Source organism: Isosphaeraceae bacterium EP7 (assembly GCA_038400315.1).
In the GTDB taxonomy this organism is placed as follows: domain Bacteria; phylum Planctomycetota; class Planctomycetia; order Isosphaerales; family Isosphaeraceae; genus EP7.
Genome location: CP151667.1, coordinates 114,153 through 129,116 on the forward strand (window position 1 = coordinate 114,153; position 14,964 = coordinate 129,116).

The window sequence follows — 14,964 nt, forward strand, 5'->3', positions numbered from 1 at the left end:
CCTCCACGGCCGGGTCCCCAGGCAGGAAGTCTCTCGGCATGGCCTCAGAGCCGTCGGTGAAAGCCGTCCTCATCATCACCGGCACCAGCATCCGCGCCGAAGAGCTCGACCGGCCGCTGGCCTACTACCTCAAGCAGAAGGTGGAGGCCGCCCTGGCCGACGGCGACCATGGGGCCAGGCCCCCACGGGTCGTCGTCATGAGCGACCTCCGCTGGTTGCACGACGAGCCCCTCCAGGTGCTGCCCACCATCTGCCTGGGCGGTCCCGGCGTCAACGCCCTCTCCCGCCGCTGGCTCGAGCAGGTCCCCTTGTCGATGGCCGTCGACGACCGATACTATATTCAGATGGACCCAGACCTGGACGAGCCGCACGTCTGCATCTGGGGCATGGACAACGCCAACACGCAGATCGCCGTCTCCCTCTTCATCGATCGCTTCCTCCCCTACTTCCTCGACCAGGTCCTGACCGCCGACCTCGACTCGACCGACATCGACCTCGATGCCGAAGACAACGACTGACCGAGCCTCCCGCCCCGCTCTTCCGCACATCGAAGCCGATGTCATCACCACGCTCAGTCGCGGCGACTCTTCCCGGCCCGCCGCCCCGCCTATTTTGTCAAGAAATTGCCACGAGGCGAATTTCTTAGGGACGGAACGCTCCGTTCGAACGATGGTATTCAATAGGGGCAATCCATCGCGGATGGCCCCGACAACGACGCCGGGGGGCATCCACCCTCCCCGTCGCGTCCCCTCCGGCGCAACGTCGCGTCGGCCGGGCCGGGGGCTCCGAGGCGCCCCTCCCGACTCCGCGCGGTCACGCGGAGGCCGCCCAAGGAAGGCGGCCGGTGGGTCCCGACCCAGGGATGGGGAGGTGCCTCCATGCTCGCGCTCGCCCGCCGTACGCACAGGAAGCCCGCCCGCTCGGCCGCCCTGCCGGCCTTCGCGCTCGGGGCCGCCGTCGTCTTGCTCGGGGCCGGGGTTACGCCCGCCTCCGAGGACCCCGCCGGGCCGGTGGCCCAGGTCGAGGCCGTCGCCGTGTCGAACGCCAACGGCAACAGCCGGACCCCGCGCTCGGCCGCCGACTTGCTCAAGCCCGACATCCTCCCCCCGAGACCCGCCGCCGAGGTGACGACCCTCTCGTCCGCCGGCTCGCCCGCCGACGCGTCCGCCCACGCCTTGACCGTGCTCGGCCGCGCCCACGCCCAGGACCAGGGGGCCTGGCACGTCGACTACCGCCTCAGGATCGACGGCCCCCACGGCCTGATCCTCGCCCCCTCGGAGGTCACCGCCCGCGTCGAGGGCTGGGTCTCCAACTCGCGCGTGTCCGGCCACTCCATCCCCCGGTTCAGCAGCGCCACCCTCTCCGGACCCGCCGCCGCCGCGGGCCTGTCCGACGTCATCAACGCCGTCGAGGAGGCCGGCCGCTGCCGCGAGCGCCTCATCGTCCAGGTCTGGCCCGAGGCCAGGCCCCCGCTCGCACCGCCCGACCCCCACGCCGCGCACCGGCCCTTGCTCAGCCTGGCGCCGGGCTCGGTCCTCTGCGTCCGCGTCCGCCTGGAGCATGAGCACGTCGTCTTCGGCGACTACGACCCCCTGCTCGGCCTCCGCACGCTCGACCTCCAGCTCGGCCCGGTCGCCCTGCGCGACGGCCTGCCGCTCGACCGCGAGCAGTACCGGGCGCAGGCCCTGGGCAACTGGACCGAGCCCCCCGCCGAGCGCCTTGACGCGAGGATGGCCGTCTCCGGCCCCGACAGCCTGCACCTCCAGGCCCACGTCCCCGGCAACCACTACTTCCGCTTCCGTGAGCGCCCCGTGCGCTACGACACCCGGATGCGCCTGACCTACTGGTACGCCGTGGCCCCCGGCACCGAGGGCGAATGCCGCGCCCGGATCGCCCAGTACAAGGAGACGAAATCCTCCTGGAAGGTCCTGCCCGACGGCTCCCACGAGCAGGTCCTCGCCACCGTTGGCCGCTGGGTCAAGGTCGAGCGAACCTTCCGGACCGAGCGCGACGCCACCACCCTGGCCCTCGACTTCAGCCTCACCGGCTCCGAGGTCGGAGAAGCCTGGGTCGACGACGTCCGCCTCGAACGGGCCGACGCCCTCGCCGCCGGCCCCTGATTCCTCGAACCTCGGCCCCGGGGCTCGGCCATCCACGTGCCCATCCCGGGGCCGACAATCATTGAATGGTTTTATCGGCGCTCATAGTCTCATTCGAAATCGTCGCCAACGACATCGCCCCCGGCAATCGTCGTCAAAGCTTCGAACACCGCCGGATCGATCGTGCCGCGAATGAATCGGACCGACCCATCGGCAAACGCGACGTTGGCCCCGCCTTCGTGGAACCCGCCGAAGGGCCGGCCTGCGCCGATGTAGGGGCGTTGCGCCGGGTCGGCCGATCGGATCGTGGACGAACCGCCGGACATCCAGCACCCGTTGTTCAACCCCGTCTCCGCCAGCATCATCGTCCGCGCCGCGCCGTCTTTGAGGTCCGCCATCCTGGTCACTCGGGTATACCCGAAGATCCCCGCGCGAGGATGGCCCGCCGCCAGGATCGGGGCGTCCGCACCGACCCCGGCGATCCCCACGTACGAGGTCGTCGCGAATCCCCCGGCCGTCGTGGTCATCGGGCACTTCGGACAGGTGAGGCTGCCGATCGATAATCGGGAATAAGTCAAGTTGGGGACGACATCAAATGGCTTTGATGGGTCGGTTGTGGTGTAGACAGCAGAAACATCCAAGTAGCCCGAAGCCTGATGAATCCAGCTCGTGCCCATCTCGGGGGGCATGTTTGCGAGGATCTGGCCGCGCGGGAACTCCCCGCCGTTCCCTCTGTTGTACCATTCGGTATAACTGATCACGGCAAACGTAAGCTCTTTCATCTGATTGGTACATGACAGGGATCGTGCGGACTCGACGCCTCGTCGGAACAATTCAATCATCGCGAAGCCAATCGCCGCGACAGCCACGACGAGCATCAATTTTCTCACGGACAACTTGAAGTGGATCATACGCGTCCTCCCCAATTCACCGGCGGTCAAACGACGGAATTGGCTTGGGTGAGAAGGAAATAATCGATGATTGCCAAAAAGATATAGCGGTATAGACAACGAGAATCCCGCCCAAAGTCCGATTCCTCGTTGACCCGACGGGCCGTCCGGCGCACGATCCAGGGGAGGCCCCATTCTCCAAGTTCCATCCCCTAGGCCGGCCCCCAAGGAGTCATCGAATCATGATTCTCAAACCTTTCTCGCCGACCGTGAAAGACGCCGGAGAGATCGAGGCCCTGATCACGACCGCCCACCCGGCGGCTCTCGAAGGGGAATCCGTGCTGATCTACAACGGGCCCGACGGGCCTCTCGCGCTGACGGCGCTCGAGGCCGGTCTGGGCGATTATCGGATCGTCAATGCCACGGACATCGAACGGCAGGCGCTCGACGATGCCGGGTTCCTGCTCCCCGATGCCTGAAGGTGGGCGGTCACGCCGTTCGGGATCAGTCTCCCTCGCGCGGGCGGGCGGGTTCTGAGCGGCCCAGGACGGCGAGGCGGTCGGCCTGCGTCGCCTCGTAGATCGCCTTGCGGGCGCGGTTGATGCCGCCAAGCGGTTGGTGGTCGGGCAGCGTGTGCCAGGGGGTGAAGGCCATCGCCTCGGCCAGGGCCAGCCGCTCGGGGGTGGCCGGATTCTGGATCGGCATTCGAAGGGTGGCCACCTTGTGCCAGGGTGCGGTGGGCCGGGCGTCGTCCCAGTCCACCGTCGGGTCTTCGACCGGCATCGAGGTCGGATCGCCCTGGATCTGCACCAGCAGGTCGAACTCCGCGGGCCGATCGTTCAAGGTGGCCACCAGCCGATCTCGCAGGAAGTCGGGCGTGGTCCCCATGGGCAGGGGCGGGCCGTTGGCCTGGATCGGCCTGAATGAGAACTTGATCGCTCGCGGACCCAGCCGATAGGGCGTCGTGCTATAAAATCGGGCCGCCAGCAGGTCGCCGCATTTGCGGAAGACCTTGGACAGCCGCAGCAGGCGGCCAGGGTGCCAGCCGAGCGGATTCAGGCCCGGGAGGAGATAACTCCGGGGGAATCCCCCGCGGGCGGCCAGCAGGGCCCTGGTCAAATCGAGATACTCGACATTGTTCCTGATGAAGAACGTCGGCATATCGATCGCAATGAAGTCCTGTTCCGAGGCGCCCAGGTCGTCCGTCCCCAGCACCTTCACCGCCATCCCCCGCAGTCCCTTCTTGCGGTCGTCCTCGCCCTTGCCGTTGGAATAGCGCACCCAGGCCTCGAAGGTCCGCGGCTCGCGGAACAGGCCGTGGCGCAGCTCGTCGGCCAGACCCCCGCCCACCACCAGGTCCGCCTTCACGAGCCCATGCTGCTTGGGGTGCTGGGGCCTGCGCCCGGGCGTCCCCTCGATCGCGTGCAGCCGCCGCTGCGTCTCGACCAGCTCGGCGATCATCGCCTGTTCATTCGGCTCAATCGTCTCGAGTTCGGAATTGAGCATCGCGTCCCTCGGGGGCGTTGTGCCGACGTCTCGCCCTTCGAACGAGACGCGGCCCGTGCCTGCGAACTGAGTTCGCAGGCGCGGGCCGCCCGGGATTCTCTCCGGATTCGGGGCGTCGATCAAGGCTCCAGCGGCAGGCCGGCGGCCTCGGTCACGCGATCGAAGAAGGCGGCCTCGGTGACCTGGAACACCAGCTCCGCCACCTGCTTGTCGGTGTACGGCCCGCGCAGGCGGGCGATGTCCGAGTCGCCGACCATCGCCGGGTCGACCGTCAGCTTGCGGGCCAGCTCATACGCATGCTTGCGCGACGGGGGGAGGGCATCCCACGCGCCGTCCAGCTCGGCGATCTCCGCGGGGGTGGCGCCCAGGGCCTTCAGGCGGCGGTCGGCCTGGTCCAGGGCATACCAGGCGCGGTCATTGCGGGCGGCGATGTGGGCCACCTCGGCCCTCAGCTTCGGGTCGAGCGTCCCGGCCTCCTCGGCGGTCCTGTGCAGCACGACCCGGCCGACGCCCGTCCTGGGGAACCGGGCCAGCAGCCTGACCCAGGCCGGCAGCGGGGCCGAGGGGAAGTCCGCCGGCAACGCGGCGCGTGCCGCCTCTTCGCCGGCCAGCTCAAGCCGAGGGGCCCTCGTCCGGGCCGCCGCAAGCGCCGCGGCCAGCTCATCGGCGGTCTCCAGCTTCGGCCGCGCGGAGGGCACCGCACACACGGGGTCCTGCGGTTTTCCCTTGCTCGCGTCGATGGGCGCCACCAGGCTGACCTGCTCGGCGATCGAGGGCGAAGTCGGGGTCAGGTAGACCCGGTGATCCTCCTGCGGGATCGCCAGCGCGCCGGTCCAGCGGTTCATGCCGTTGAACCCGCCGATGGCCATGGTCATCTCAAGCACCTGCGAGTCGGTGTAGTGCCGCTTCAGGGCCTCGATGTCGGCGCCGGTCACGGCCTGCGGCTCGCGGGACAGCTTCTTGGCGTAGGCATACGCCACGCGCTCGGCCGGGGTATGGCCCGACCAGTCGCCGTCGAGCGACGCGATCAGGTCCTCGGACCGCCCGGCGGCGGCCAGCTTGACCTCCTGGTGGCCCATGCAGTAATAGCAGTTGTTGATCCGGGAGACGATCCAGAACAGCTCGACCTTGAAGGCGTCGTTCAGCGTCAGGGCCGGGTCGCCGCCCGCCCCCAGGTAGCTGGCGTTCCGGAGTTCGGCGGGCAGGTAGAGCCCCCGCATCCGCGCATTGTTGATGATCCCGGACAGGCTCCCCTTGGGCCGGGCCGAGGCCTCGGCCACCTCGGCGGCGGTCGGCGGCGGCAGCGGGAGCCGGGGCACCGAGTGCTTCGACCCCTCCAGGATTCGCTTCATTTCCGGCCGCGTGGCCGGCACGATCGGCGTCTCGTCGGCCGGGGCGACGGCCGGTATCAGCAGGACGGCGGCGGCCAGGCCGCGGGTCAGGTAAGTCATGAGGAAGTGCTCTCGCCAGGGATGACCGATGAAGAATCCGACGACGCTGCGTTCGACCTCAGAAGGCGTCCGCGCTGATGATCTCGCCGCCGGACCTCGTGCCGATCCCTCGCCAGGCGGCGATGTTGATCGTGTCCTTGCTGAACCGCACCGAGCCGTCGACCATGAGCAGGTTCACGCCGCCGGAGTGGTTGCTATTGGCCGTGGTCATGATTCTCGACGGCGGGAACATGCACGAGCGCGAGTTCGGCGGCCCCGAGTGCCAGTAGCTGGTCGTCGAGTGGTAGCCGTAAATCCAGGGGGCCCCGACGTTTGAGTAGCCCTGCATCGACAGGTTCTTCACGTCCGTGGCCCGGCAGAGGGCGACGGCCTCATCGGGGGTCGCCGGGTAGGTGCCGGGGCGGTAGGTGTCGAGCTTGTCGGTGGAGACCGTCTGGTCGAAGTCGCCCCGCAGGTGCTCGCTGAACGCGGCGGTGTTGCTCGTGCCGTCGATGACGTCGGCCATCCGGATCATCTGATCCGAGTAGAACATCCCGTTGGGGGCCGCGACCGTCTTGTTCACGCCGGTGGTGTCGCTGACGCCGTACCACATGGCGACGCTCGTCCCCTCATTGGACCGGTAGCTCGTGCCGCTGCCGTACGTCGCCGGGACCTTCGTGCTGGCGTCCGACGGGCAGACGAACGAGGCCACCGACGACGCCGTTGCCGTCGTGATCGCAGGATCGGTCCAGCCGACGGCGAAGTTCAGCGCATTCCCCAGGTTGCTCTGCTCGATGAACGGCAGCAGCCTGGCCAGCGGGGAGTACGACACGGCCTGCGGGATCGTCCGGCCCAGCGGGAAGGCCCCGATGGTGTCGTGATAGTTGTGCATCGCCAGCCCGAGCTGCTTCAGGTTGTTGGTGCACTGGATGCGCCTGGCCGACTCGCGGGCCGACTGCACGGCCGGAAGCAGCAGCGCGATGAGCACGGCGATGATGCTGATGACGACGAGAAGCTCGATCAGAGTGAACGCGCGGCGAACCGCCGCGGCATGAGTGCGCAAGGGACGGATCATGATGGATAAACCCCGACGGAAGGAATCGCTCGGATCGGAAAATCACCCGTTTGATGACGTGGCAGCGTCGTCCAACGCGTCGTCGAGACCGTGGCCGCTCGATCGATCCCGTCCGAGGGCCTGCGACGCAAGCAATGCGCAGCGGCTCGGGCCGGACGATTTCGGACGAGTCGGGTTCGGGTCGACGAGGGGGCGTCGCTCAGGCGTCGAGCGAACGGGCCCGGGGCGGTCGATCCGGCGATTCGGGGCGGAGGATCGGGGATCCGGCCGCGTCGTCCGCGGCGAGAAATCCGGTCTCGGGGGCCGCGCGGAGCATCGACGCCAGGGCGTCGACGCAGGCCCAATCGTTCAACTTAGGAGCCGCGGCGGCCTGGATCGGTGCGGCCGTCTCGGCCGGGGCCTTCGAGCAGTGGGGGCCCTGGCAAGGGGCCTGCCCGTCGCGCAAAATCTCCGCGACGTCGGCCCTCGCCCCCACCACGCCCCGCGTCGGGGCGTCCCCGCTCGTCAGCAAATCCGAAAAGATCGCGTCAGCGTGCAAGACCGCATGCCGGCCGCAGGACGAGGCCTGCGCCTGCGCGGAGAGTAGCGAGCACGCCATGAGAGAAACCAGGAAAACCCCGGTCCTCCGGACGTTGCATCGCCGCTGCCAACGGTAAGAGACCGTTGCTTCCACGTCGAATTGACTCTCGTGCGAGTAGTGCGGGAAGAGGTGAGATGCAAAATTCCCCCAACTTCCGTCGTCGAGGGGATGCAACACCAAACATTAACCCCACGCCCCCTGCACCGCAATCCCCCGGATCCTGAAATTTCAATCCCGCCCATTTTCGCCCCGGGGCGGCAGTTCGCGCAGCTCATCCCGGTTCATGTCCCGCAGATCATGCATACCGCGGAAGGAGCCTCGCGTCCTCCGGCTTGCCCCGGCAGCGATGCGGTCGCCCTAACGATTTCGGTTGAGCAGGGGGAAGAATTTCCCCGTCCGCCGAGCGTAGGCCCGATACTCGTCGCCGAACCTCTCGATTAATTTGGCCTCTTCGATCCGGGTACGGGTGACGAGCAACGTCAAGCCCATGACACCGAGGAGCGCGATGAGCCAGTTCGCGGTCAGCAGGCTCAGAGCCAGCCCGCACACGAGGACGACGAGGTAGAACGGGTGTCGCACCCAGCGGTAAGGTCCGTGGGTGACCAGGGTGTGCTCACGTCGAGTGACGACCGTATCGGTGAGGTTCTTGCCCAGGCTTCGGAACGTCCAGAACAAGAGGAGGGGCGTCACGAGGAGCCCGAGGGGCGCACCGGCCCAGCGGAGCCAGGCGGGCAGTGCGACCGAACACCAGGAAACCGAGGCAGGGTTGATCAGGTAAGCGGCCAGCAAGGCCCAGACCAGGACGCCGCACAGGCGGAGGCCGACCATGGTGAAAAGGCCTTCGGCCCTGCGGTCCAGCCGCTCCCCGCTCGCTCCAGCCCTGATCCGGTGGTAAAGGCCGATGGGCAAGCAGAGGGCGACGCTGGCGAGGGCAATCGCCCGGAAGGTGAATTCGGTGGTCATGGGAACGATTCTCGCCCAGGACATGCGCCGGATCAACGGGCGAGTGTTTCTCGGTTTGACCGTCGCGGTACGTCCTGCGAACGGCCGACCGTGCCGGCATCTCCGTTGAATGCGACGACCCTCCGAACGAGGCCCATCAAAATTCGAACGGGCATCCCGAATACGGCTGTGTGGGGGCGTCGACCAGGTCGAGCGGCGTCTCGGCGGCGCCGGTCATGGCGGCAAGCTTCGATCCCAGGTCGATCAGCATGGCCTCCGAGTATCCCGGCCAGTGGCCCGCGATGGTCCCCTTGGAATCGACCAGGACCACATAGGCGGAGTTACTGATCTGATAGTCCTTGACGATCTTGAGCGGCTTGTCGAGGACCAGGGGGTAGGCCACCTTGTGCCGTTCGGCCCAGCGGTTTGCCTGGGGGGCCTCGGCGTCGATGACGCCCAGGAAGGTGGCGGAGGGGTAGGCTTCGTGCAGGCGGTTGAAGAAGGGCTGGGCCTCGGCGCTGCACGGGCAGCCGTCCATGATGAAGGTGAGCACCGTCGGCCCGGAGGGTGCGGGCGCGTGCCGGGGGCCATCGGTCGTCTCGGCGTCGAAGGCGCGGGCCTGGCGGCCGACCATCGTCGCGCTGGCCTCGGCCATCGGCGGGGTGACCAGATGGGTCTTCGGCTCGATGACCACGATCAGGCCCGGCGGGCCCGCCTCGCCCCATTCGGAGCGGAGCCGGGCCCAGCCGTAGAGGCCGCCGAGGGCCGAAAAGAGGGCCATGAACACGAGTGCGGCGGTCCGACTCATCTTGGGCAGCTCCCGTCAGAATGCGTCGGAGGAGAGGACCTCGCCGCCGTTGCGCGTGGCGAGCCCGCGCCAGGTGGGAAGGCTGATCGTGTCCTTGACGTACTGGACGTGTCCGTCGCAGAACAGCGCATTGACACCGCCCGGGTGGTTGCTTCGGGCCGTCTTGATGGCCGGGTTGTGCGGCGGGCTCTTCTGCCAGCAGTCGTACGACTTCGAGTTGGGCGTGAGGTAATGGTTATATAAGGTGGTTCGATAGTCGCCGTCCCACCAGCCGAACCCCTTGTCCAGCCGCCAACCCGTCGGGCTGGCGCACCCCGAGTCGGAGAGCGGCGTGGTCGAGCTGATCGCCGCGGCCCGTCGCGCATCGGCCGGCGGCGCCTGGCCGTTCACCGTGGATGCACCGCCGCCCGCCTGGCCGATTAACTGCTCAGACGCCGCGATCGTGGCGCTCGTGCCGTCGGTCATCGTCGCGGCCGACTGAGGAGGCCCCAGGATGAACGCCCCGTTGGCCGCGACCGACACGCCGGCGTCTCCCGGATTCGGGCTCAGCGGCGACCCGTCCCCGGTGCAGAACTGGTAGTTGCTCGGCCCCGAGGCCAGCCCGCCCGCCAGCGTGGTCGGCGGGGTGGCCGGGTCGCTCGGGCAGAGGAAGAACGAGACCTTCGTCGTCAGGACCGTCGTGTTCTCCAGGAACGGGGTCCAGGGGCCCACGCCGTAGACGCCAGACGAGCCCGCCGCGAGGGGAAAGTTCATGTTCAAGGCATTGTAGACGTTCGACTGCTCAAGATAAGGAGACAGTTGCGCCAGCACCGACCATCGGTAATGCAGCGCCGGCACGGGCAGATTCGCCGCGCTCCTGGGGTAGAGGAACCCCACCGGGAACGACTCCAGCGACGAGTGATAATTGTGCATCGCCAGCCCGAGCTGCTTCAGGTTGTTGGTGCACTGCATGCGTCTGGCAGCCTCGCGGGCACTTTGCACCGCGGGCAAGAGCAGCGCGATGAGGACCGCGATGATCGAGATGACGACCAGCAATTCGATCAGCGTGAACGCACGACGACGCATCGGAGGAGACCCCATTGAAACGCAACGCGCAGGCCCGAGGCGAGACCCCGCCCGCACGCGGCCCCGGGATGTCTCCCGGGCCGGCGGTCGGTCGATCTTGCGTCTCAGAGCATCTGCGAGACCTTCCCCGTGCGCCCCGAATGAATGGGGCGACCGAGGGCCATGAACGCGGAGTGACAGCGTCGAGGCGGCCCGGACGTCATTGATGACGTTCAGGCGAAGGTCTGGGTTTCCGGCGGTTCATCCGGGCGTGAGAGGAAAGGTGAGCTCCAGCGAGCGGAGTCCGTCATCCGCACGAACCCGGGGCCGCTCACCGGCAACGATCCGCCGAGCGGCGATGCCACCAGCGCCGCCTTGCCTAGCGGCCCGACGGGCGTCGGGGTTGGCACTCCCGCATCGCCGCATGGGGTCTGGCTGAAGCAAGGCCCCGAGCCCTTGACCGGCGCGGCGGCATTTTTCGAAGGGCCGGCCGGCGATTTCTTCGACTTGGCCCCTTTGGGCGCACAGCAGCATTTCTCGCCGCTGCATCGGGCGCAGGCGCATGAGTGCGACTCGCCCGCGCCGGACGAGTGAGAGATCGAACCGGATGCCGAAGCCGCCGCGTTCCACCCGGACGCAACCATCAACGTCGCCGCGGCCATCAGCCAGCGTGCGAGCGATCGTCGCCAGGTGTCGGGGGCCTGAAGTCTCAAGTGGGTGGGCTCTTGGGGCGGGCGGCCCGGCCCGCCCGATTGCCGGGGAGGCCGCGATCCGATGGGCTCATCATCAGAGACGGCCGGGGCCATGTCAAGAAGCCCGAATGTCCGGGCTGGGTGCGCCTTCGCGCGAATGGAAAACGGGCACGATCCCCCGCCGTCTCGCACAGGGCGGCGTGCACCGAGGAGGGGTCCACCAAGGCTTGACCACCGATTCCGCCTCGACGGGCGGATGTCACTCACCGGGACGCCTGTCAATTTCGTTCAGCCTGTCGCGCCAGGACAGGTTCCCAGGGCGCAATTTCGCGACCCCTCTGCTCTGCCTCAAGGACGAAGTCGACAGACCCGGAAAAATCCCGGACGCTATCGCTTCCCTCCAACGGCCGCTTGCCCTGCCGCATCGACGTGGGATCGGGGCGGGTGATGCGTACTGCGCGGCACGATTTCGCGCCCGTGAAGCGCGAGGACGGGCGATACCCACCCATAACGTCTGTTGCCAGAATGCAACACCGTGCAACGGGCTTTGGGGCTGAACGAAGCGCGTCTGGCCGTGATGCAACGATCAAGGCGCATGAAAAATCCCCTCGGCCGGGCGAGTCGCCCAACCGAGGGGATTGATTTTGGTCGAAGTTCTCTCAACCGGGAGCCCCGATCGGACAAAACCAGGAGGCCTACCTCAGCATGCCCCCGTGTCTCGCCAATCGGGCAAGTGATCAATAACGGCCGCCGCCGCCGCCGTAGCCGCCGCTGCTGCCGCCGCTCCGGCCGCCGCCGCCGCCGCCGTAGCCGCCGCCACCGCCGCTCCGGCCACCGCCGCCGCCGCCGTAGCCGCCGCCACCGCCGCCGCCACCGTAGCCACCACCGCCACCGCTCCTGGGCTCGCGGGGCTTGGCTTCGTTGACGGTCAGATTGCGGCCATCGTGGTCACGCCCGTCCAGCTCCTGGATGGCGGTTTGTGCTTCAGCGTCGGTGCTCATCTCCACGAACCCGAAACCCTTGGAGCGGTTCGTGTCGCGATCGATGATGATCTGCGCGCTTTGCACGGTGCCGAACTGGGAGAACAAGGCCTCCAGATCGGTCTCGTTGACGTTGTACGTAAGATTTCCGACGTAAAGCTTCTTACCCACGATCGAACTCCCGGACGGCAGCAAAACGACCCGCGGTGTGCTTTCCGGGCCGAGAAGAAAGGGGCTCAAGGCGAGCCCAACGGGCGAAAAGGCGAGAGAGGAGCAGAGACCGGTTCGTTGGAAGCCAGCAGTGCGACTCGGTCGTCAGACCAGCCCACCGAAGCTTAATCAAATTGGTCACCCATGAAAACAACAATCCACACGGATTCTGAGAATCTTTTCGATTACCCCTTCGGCGCGCACTCCCACCGATGGCACCACACCCCCGCCGCCCGTACGATCGCGGGCCGAATTCGGCCGCCCGGCGACGGCCCCACCCCGATTCCAACGCGGGCGGAGACCACCACGATGCAGCCGTCAAGACGTCGACGCCCGGCCCTCGGCCTCGCCTTGGTGGCCCTCATGGCCGGCGCGACTCCGCCCGGACCCGCCCCGGTCGACCCCTTCGAGGCCGTCGACCTCGACTTCCGCGCCCTCTACGCGGGCGGCCGCGCCGCGACCCTCGCCCGCCTCGGCCCGCTCATCATCGTCGACCAAGACCGGCTCATCCTCGTGCGCGACGGCAGCCGGACCGAGGCGAACGTCATCCCCCTGCACTACCATCGCCTGAAGGCCGTCTGCCACGTCCCGCTCTCCCTCTATGTCGCGCTCGCCCCTCACGGTGACGCCCCCATCGACGCCGACCGCGTCACGAATCTCCGGACCTTTCGCAACCACATCCAGACGGCCGCCCACGCCGTAGACACCGCCGGTTTCACCGAGGACCAGCGGGCCCGCTCGCGTCGACTCCTTGACATGAGCCTCACCTTCCTCGACGACACCCTCGCCGCGGGCAACCACGACCCCGCCGCCCTGAAGCGGCTCACCCGCGCCACGGGCCCCCTCGTCCTGGCCCACGCCGCCGACGCCGCCCGCGCCCAGATCGACGCCTATCATGCGCAGGTGAAACTCTGGCGCAAGCAGATCCCAGCGGACGACTGGTTCCGCCTCAGGGTCCTGGTCATGGGCCGGGCCCTGCCGCGCAAGCACAACACCGCCGTCCAGTTCTTCGCCAAGCTCCTGGGCACCCCCGGAGAGTCCCGCCGCCTGGTCTACGCCGAGCAGCTCGAAGGCGAGGCCCGCTCCGTCGACCTCCTGGCCGCCCACCTCCTGGACAGCGATCTCGGGGCCGCCTTCTTCGACGACCCCGAACGCATGGAACTCGACCTCCTCGGCAACGCCGCCGCCTCCTACCTCGACACCCTGGACCTCGATTGAACCCAATCCCGGCGAACCCATGTCGCCCGCGTCAAGCAAGCCTTGCTCGCCCGGAACCGCCGAGGCGTCCGCCTCCCGGGCCATCTTCCAAAGCGGCGACGACACCCTCCTTGACAACCCGGACCCGATCTACGACGCTTGTCATAGGGTGTGCCCGCCGTGCTTTGCGTCTGCCTCGAGTCGGTCACGGACCGCGCGGAGCGTCTTGCACGCATCTAGGGCGAGCAGGATCAGTGCGGGGAGGATGAGGGATGAGACCGTGAAGGCCCCGGAATAGATGGCAGCCTGAAGGCTGGCGGCGGATCGAGCCCCCGTGGAATGATTCGATTCCCCGAGCCCAATGAAGACCCCGATCGTTCCTCCGACAACCCCGATGAAGATCCCGAAGTAGGCCAGGAACTCGAGGAACTTGTAGTACCAGGGCAACCCGGAGGCTACTTGATCCGGACTGGATGGGCTGTCAGTGGAAACGATCCGTCGACGGGGAGGCATCGGCAGAGCCGGCGGAGTCTCGGCCTCTCCGATCTCGATGCCCAACTCGAACATCTCGCCCGACGCCGACTCGACCGCGGCCGACACGGCCATGATCGTCGAGCACTTCGGGCATTTTGCCTGCACGCCCGCGTCATCGTCGGAGATCTTGCCGCTTTGCCCGCAACCAGGGCATGTCACCGTTCGCATGCTTCATCACCTCCGCTGACATGGTCGCCTGATCGAGGGGCGTATTGTCGTGGTGGATGTACACCCCCGCAATGCGAAGGCGTGGCGATGTTCCCTCGGGTGGAAGAGCCGCTCGATCCGGCCCGTGTCGGGGTCGATGCCCGCCAGGTTCGGTCCTTTGTGGCCGTTGCAATGGTGGCACGCCAGCGCCAGGTTCCCGGCCTCATCGCCGCCTGCATGCTGCCTGGCGACGATCTGCTCGACGTGGAATGTGGCGAGCGGCAACGCGTCCTGGGGCAGCGGGCAAAATTCGCAGCGATCACCGGCCCGGTCCCGGACAAGCGTCCGCAGCACGCGCGGGAGCATCAGGCAGTCCCGCCGGCCTTCAGCGCCCTGCGGGCCTTGGCCTGCAAGATGCCAATCAGGTGAATGGCTTGAACGTAACCGTCGTACTCGGCCCGTTCCGCGTCGTCCAGCGTCCCTTCGTTGCAACCCTCGGCCAACTCGTCAAGGCGAGCCTGCACCTCGGGCGCCGCGCGCAAATCGGCCAACTCCTGGGCAAGCTCCGGGGTCATCGCGCGGCCCACGGGCTGGAGCATCAGGCCCAGGATGTCCCCCGGGCCCTTGGTTTCGCGCATCGAACTCATGGCATCGAGCTTACCACGCAGGCGACCCCCTCCGCCAAGCTCCGACCTCGCCCCCGCACGACTCAACCTCAATTGTGAGGCCTTGACAGCCCCGGACTCGTCTATGACAATTGTCTGACTCGGCCGGTGTTGCTCCGTCCCGAACACAAGCCCGGCCGACCTCATCTCTCGTCTCTTGCCGCC

Annotated in this window: 17 protein-coding genes; 4 read left to right on the forward strand and 13 right to left on the reverse strand. The window is 67.7% G+C overall.

Features of this window, described 5'->3' with window-relative positions:
- Positions 1-38 precede the first annotated feature (38 nt).
- A complete protein-coding gene (locus tag EP7_RS00475) occupies positions 39-518 on the forward strand; it encodes a hypothetical protein (protein ID WP_463525577.1) in 480 nt (159 codons plus the stop codon).
- 360 nt (positions 519-878) lie between these two features.
- Positions 879-2,120 (forward strand): hypothetical protein, encoded by a 1,242-nt coding sequence (locus tag EP7_RS00480; protein WP_463525578.1) that lies wholly within the window; start codon positions 879-881, stop codon positions 2,118-2,120.
- An 89-nt stretch (positions 2,121-2,209) separates the two neighbouring features.
- On the opposite strand, the gene EP7_RS00485 is transcribed toward EP7_RS00480, so the two are convergent.
- Positions 2,210-3,184 carry a DUF1559 family PulG-like putative transporter gene (locus EP7_RS00485; protein WP_463525579.1) on the reverse strand — a complete coding sequence of 325 codons (975 nt, stop codon included), beginning with the start codon at positions 3,182-3,184 and terminating at the stop codon, positions 2,210-2,212.
- Between the two features lie 47 nt (positions 3,185-3,231).
- Here EP7_RS00485 and EP7_RS00490 point away from each other — a divergent pair, with 47 nt between their 5' ends.
- Positions 3,232-3,468: a hypothetical protein gene (locus tag EP7_RS00490; protein WP_463525580.1), complete on the forward strand. Its 237-nt coding sequence runs from the start codon at positions 3,232-3,234 to the stop codon at positions 3,466-3,468.
- A 25-nt stretch (positions 3,469-3,493) separates the two neighbouring features.
- On the opposite strand, the gene EP7_RS00495 is transcribed toward EP7_RS00490, so the two are convergent.
- From EP7_RS00495 to EP7_RS00535, 9 genes are all read right to left on the reverse strand, one after another.
- Positions 3,494-4,495: a catalase family protein gene (locus EP7_RS00495; RefSeq protein WP_463525581.1), complete on the reverse strand. Its 1,002-nt coding sequence runs from the start codon at positions 4,493-4,495 to the stop codon at positions 3,494-3,496.
- Positions 4,496-4,614: 119 nt separating this feature from the next.
- A complete protein-coding gene (locus EP7_RS00500) occupies positions 4,615-5,946 on the reverse strand; it encodes a carboxymuconolactone decarboxylase family protein (protein ID WP_463525582.1) in 1,332 nt (443 codons plus the stop codon).
- 58 nt (positions 5,947-6,004) lie between these two features.
- Positions 6,005-7,000 (reverse strand): DUF1559 family PulG-like putative transporter, encoded by a 996-nt coding sequence (locus tag EP7_RS00505; RefSeq protein ID WP_463525583.1) that lies wholly within the window; start codon positions 6,998-7,000, stop codon positions 6,005-6,007.
- A 199-nt stretch (positions 7,001-7,199) separates the two neighbouring features.
- Positions 7,200-7,511, reverse strand: coding sequence for a hypothetical protein (locus EP7_RS00510; RefSeq protein WP_463525584.1), 312 nt, complete (start codon positions 7,509-7,511; stop codon positions 7,200-7,202).
- Positions 7,512-7,937: 426 nt separating this feature from the next.
- Positions 7,938-8,543, reverse strand: coding sequence for a methyltransferase family protein (locus tag EP7_RS00515; protein WP_463525585.1), 606 nt, complete (start codon positions 8,541-8,543; stop codon positions 7,938-7,940).
- 136 nt (positions 8,544-8,679) lie between these two features.
- Positions 8,680-9,330: a TlpA family protein disulfide reductase gene (locus tag EP7_RS00520; protein WP_463525586.1), complete on the reverse strand. Its 651-nt coding sequence runs from the start codon at positions 9,328-9,330 to the stop codon at positions 8,680-8,682.
- A gap of 15 nt (positions 9,331-9,345) precedes the next feature.
- A complete protein-coding gene (locus tag EP7_RS00525; RefSeq protein ID WP_463525587.1) occupies positions 9,346-10,395 on the reverse strand; it encodes a DUF1559 family PulG-like putative transporter in 1,050 nt (349 codons plus the stop codon).
- A 212-nt stretch (positions 10,396-10,607) separates the two neighbouring features.
- Positions 10,608-11,087, reverse strand: coding sequence for a hypothetical protein (locus EP7_RS00530; RefSeq protein WP_463525588.1), 480 nt, complete (start codon positions 11,085-11,087; stop codon positions 10,608-10,610).
- 716 nt (positions 11,088-11,803) lie between these two features.
- Positions 11,804-12,217: an RNA recognition motif domain-containing protein gene (locus tag EP7_RS00535; protein WP_463525589.1), complete on the reverse strand. Its 414-nt coding sequence runs from the start codon at positions 12,215-12,217 to the stop codon at positions 11,804-11,806.
- A gap of 348 nt (positions 12,218-12,565) precedes the next feature.
- Between EP7_RS00535 and EP7_RS00540 the strand changes: the two genes are divergently transcribed.
- Positions 12,566-13,474, forward strand: coding sequence for a hypothetical protein (locus EP7_RS00540; protein ID WP_463525590.1), 909 nt, complete (start codon positions 12,566-12,568; stop codon positions 13,472-13,474).
- 141 nt (positions 13,475-13,615) lie between these two features.
- On the opposite strand, the gene EP7_RS00545 is transcribed toward EP7_RS00540, so the two are convergent.
- The 3 genes from EP7_RS00545 to EP7_RS00555 are packed head-to-tail and all read right to left on the reverse strand — an operon-like array spanning position 13,616 to position 14,772.
- Positions 13,616-14,155: a zinc ribbon domain-containing protein gene (locus EP7_RS00545; protein ID WP_463525591.1), complete on the reverse strand. Its 540-nt coding sequence runs from the start codon at positions 14,153-14,155 to the stop codon at positions 13,616-13,618.
- 6 nt (positions 14,156-14,161) lie between these two features.
- The gene (locus tag EP7_RS00550; protein WP_463525592.1) at positions 14,162-14,500 is read right to left on the reverse strand and encodes an HNH endonuclease; all 339 of its coding nucleotides are present in this window, start codon (positions 14,498-14,500) and stop codon (positions 14,162-14,164) included.
- The gene (locus tag EP7_RS00555) at positions 14,500-14,772 is read right to left on the reverse strand and encodes a hypothetical protein (RefSeq protein ID WP_463525593.1); all 273 of its coding nucleotides are present in this window, start codon (positions 14,770-14,772) and stop codon (positions 14,500-14,502) included. The genes EP7_RS00550 and EP7_RS00555 overlap by 1 nt, the downstream gene beginning before the upstream one ends.
- Between the last annotated feature and the right edge of the window lie 192 nt (positions 14,773-14,964).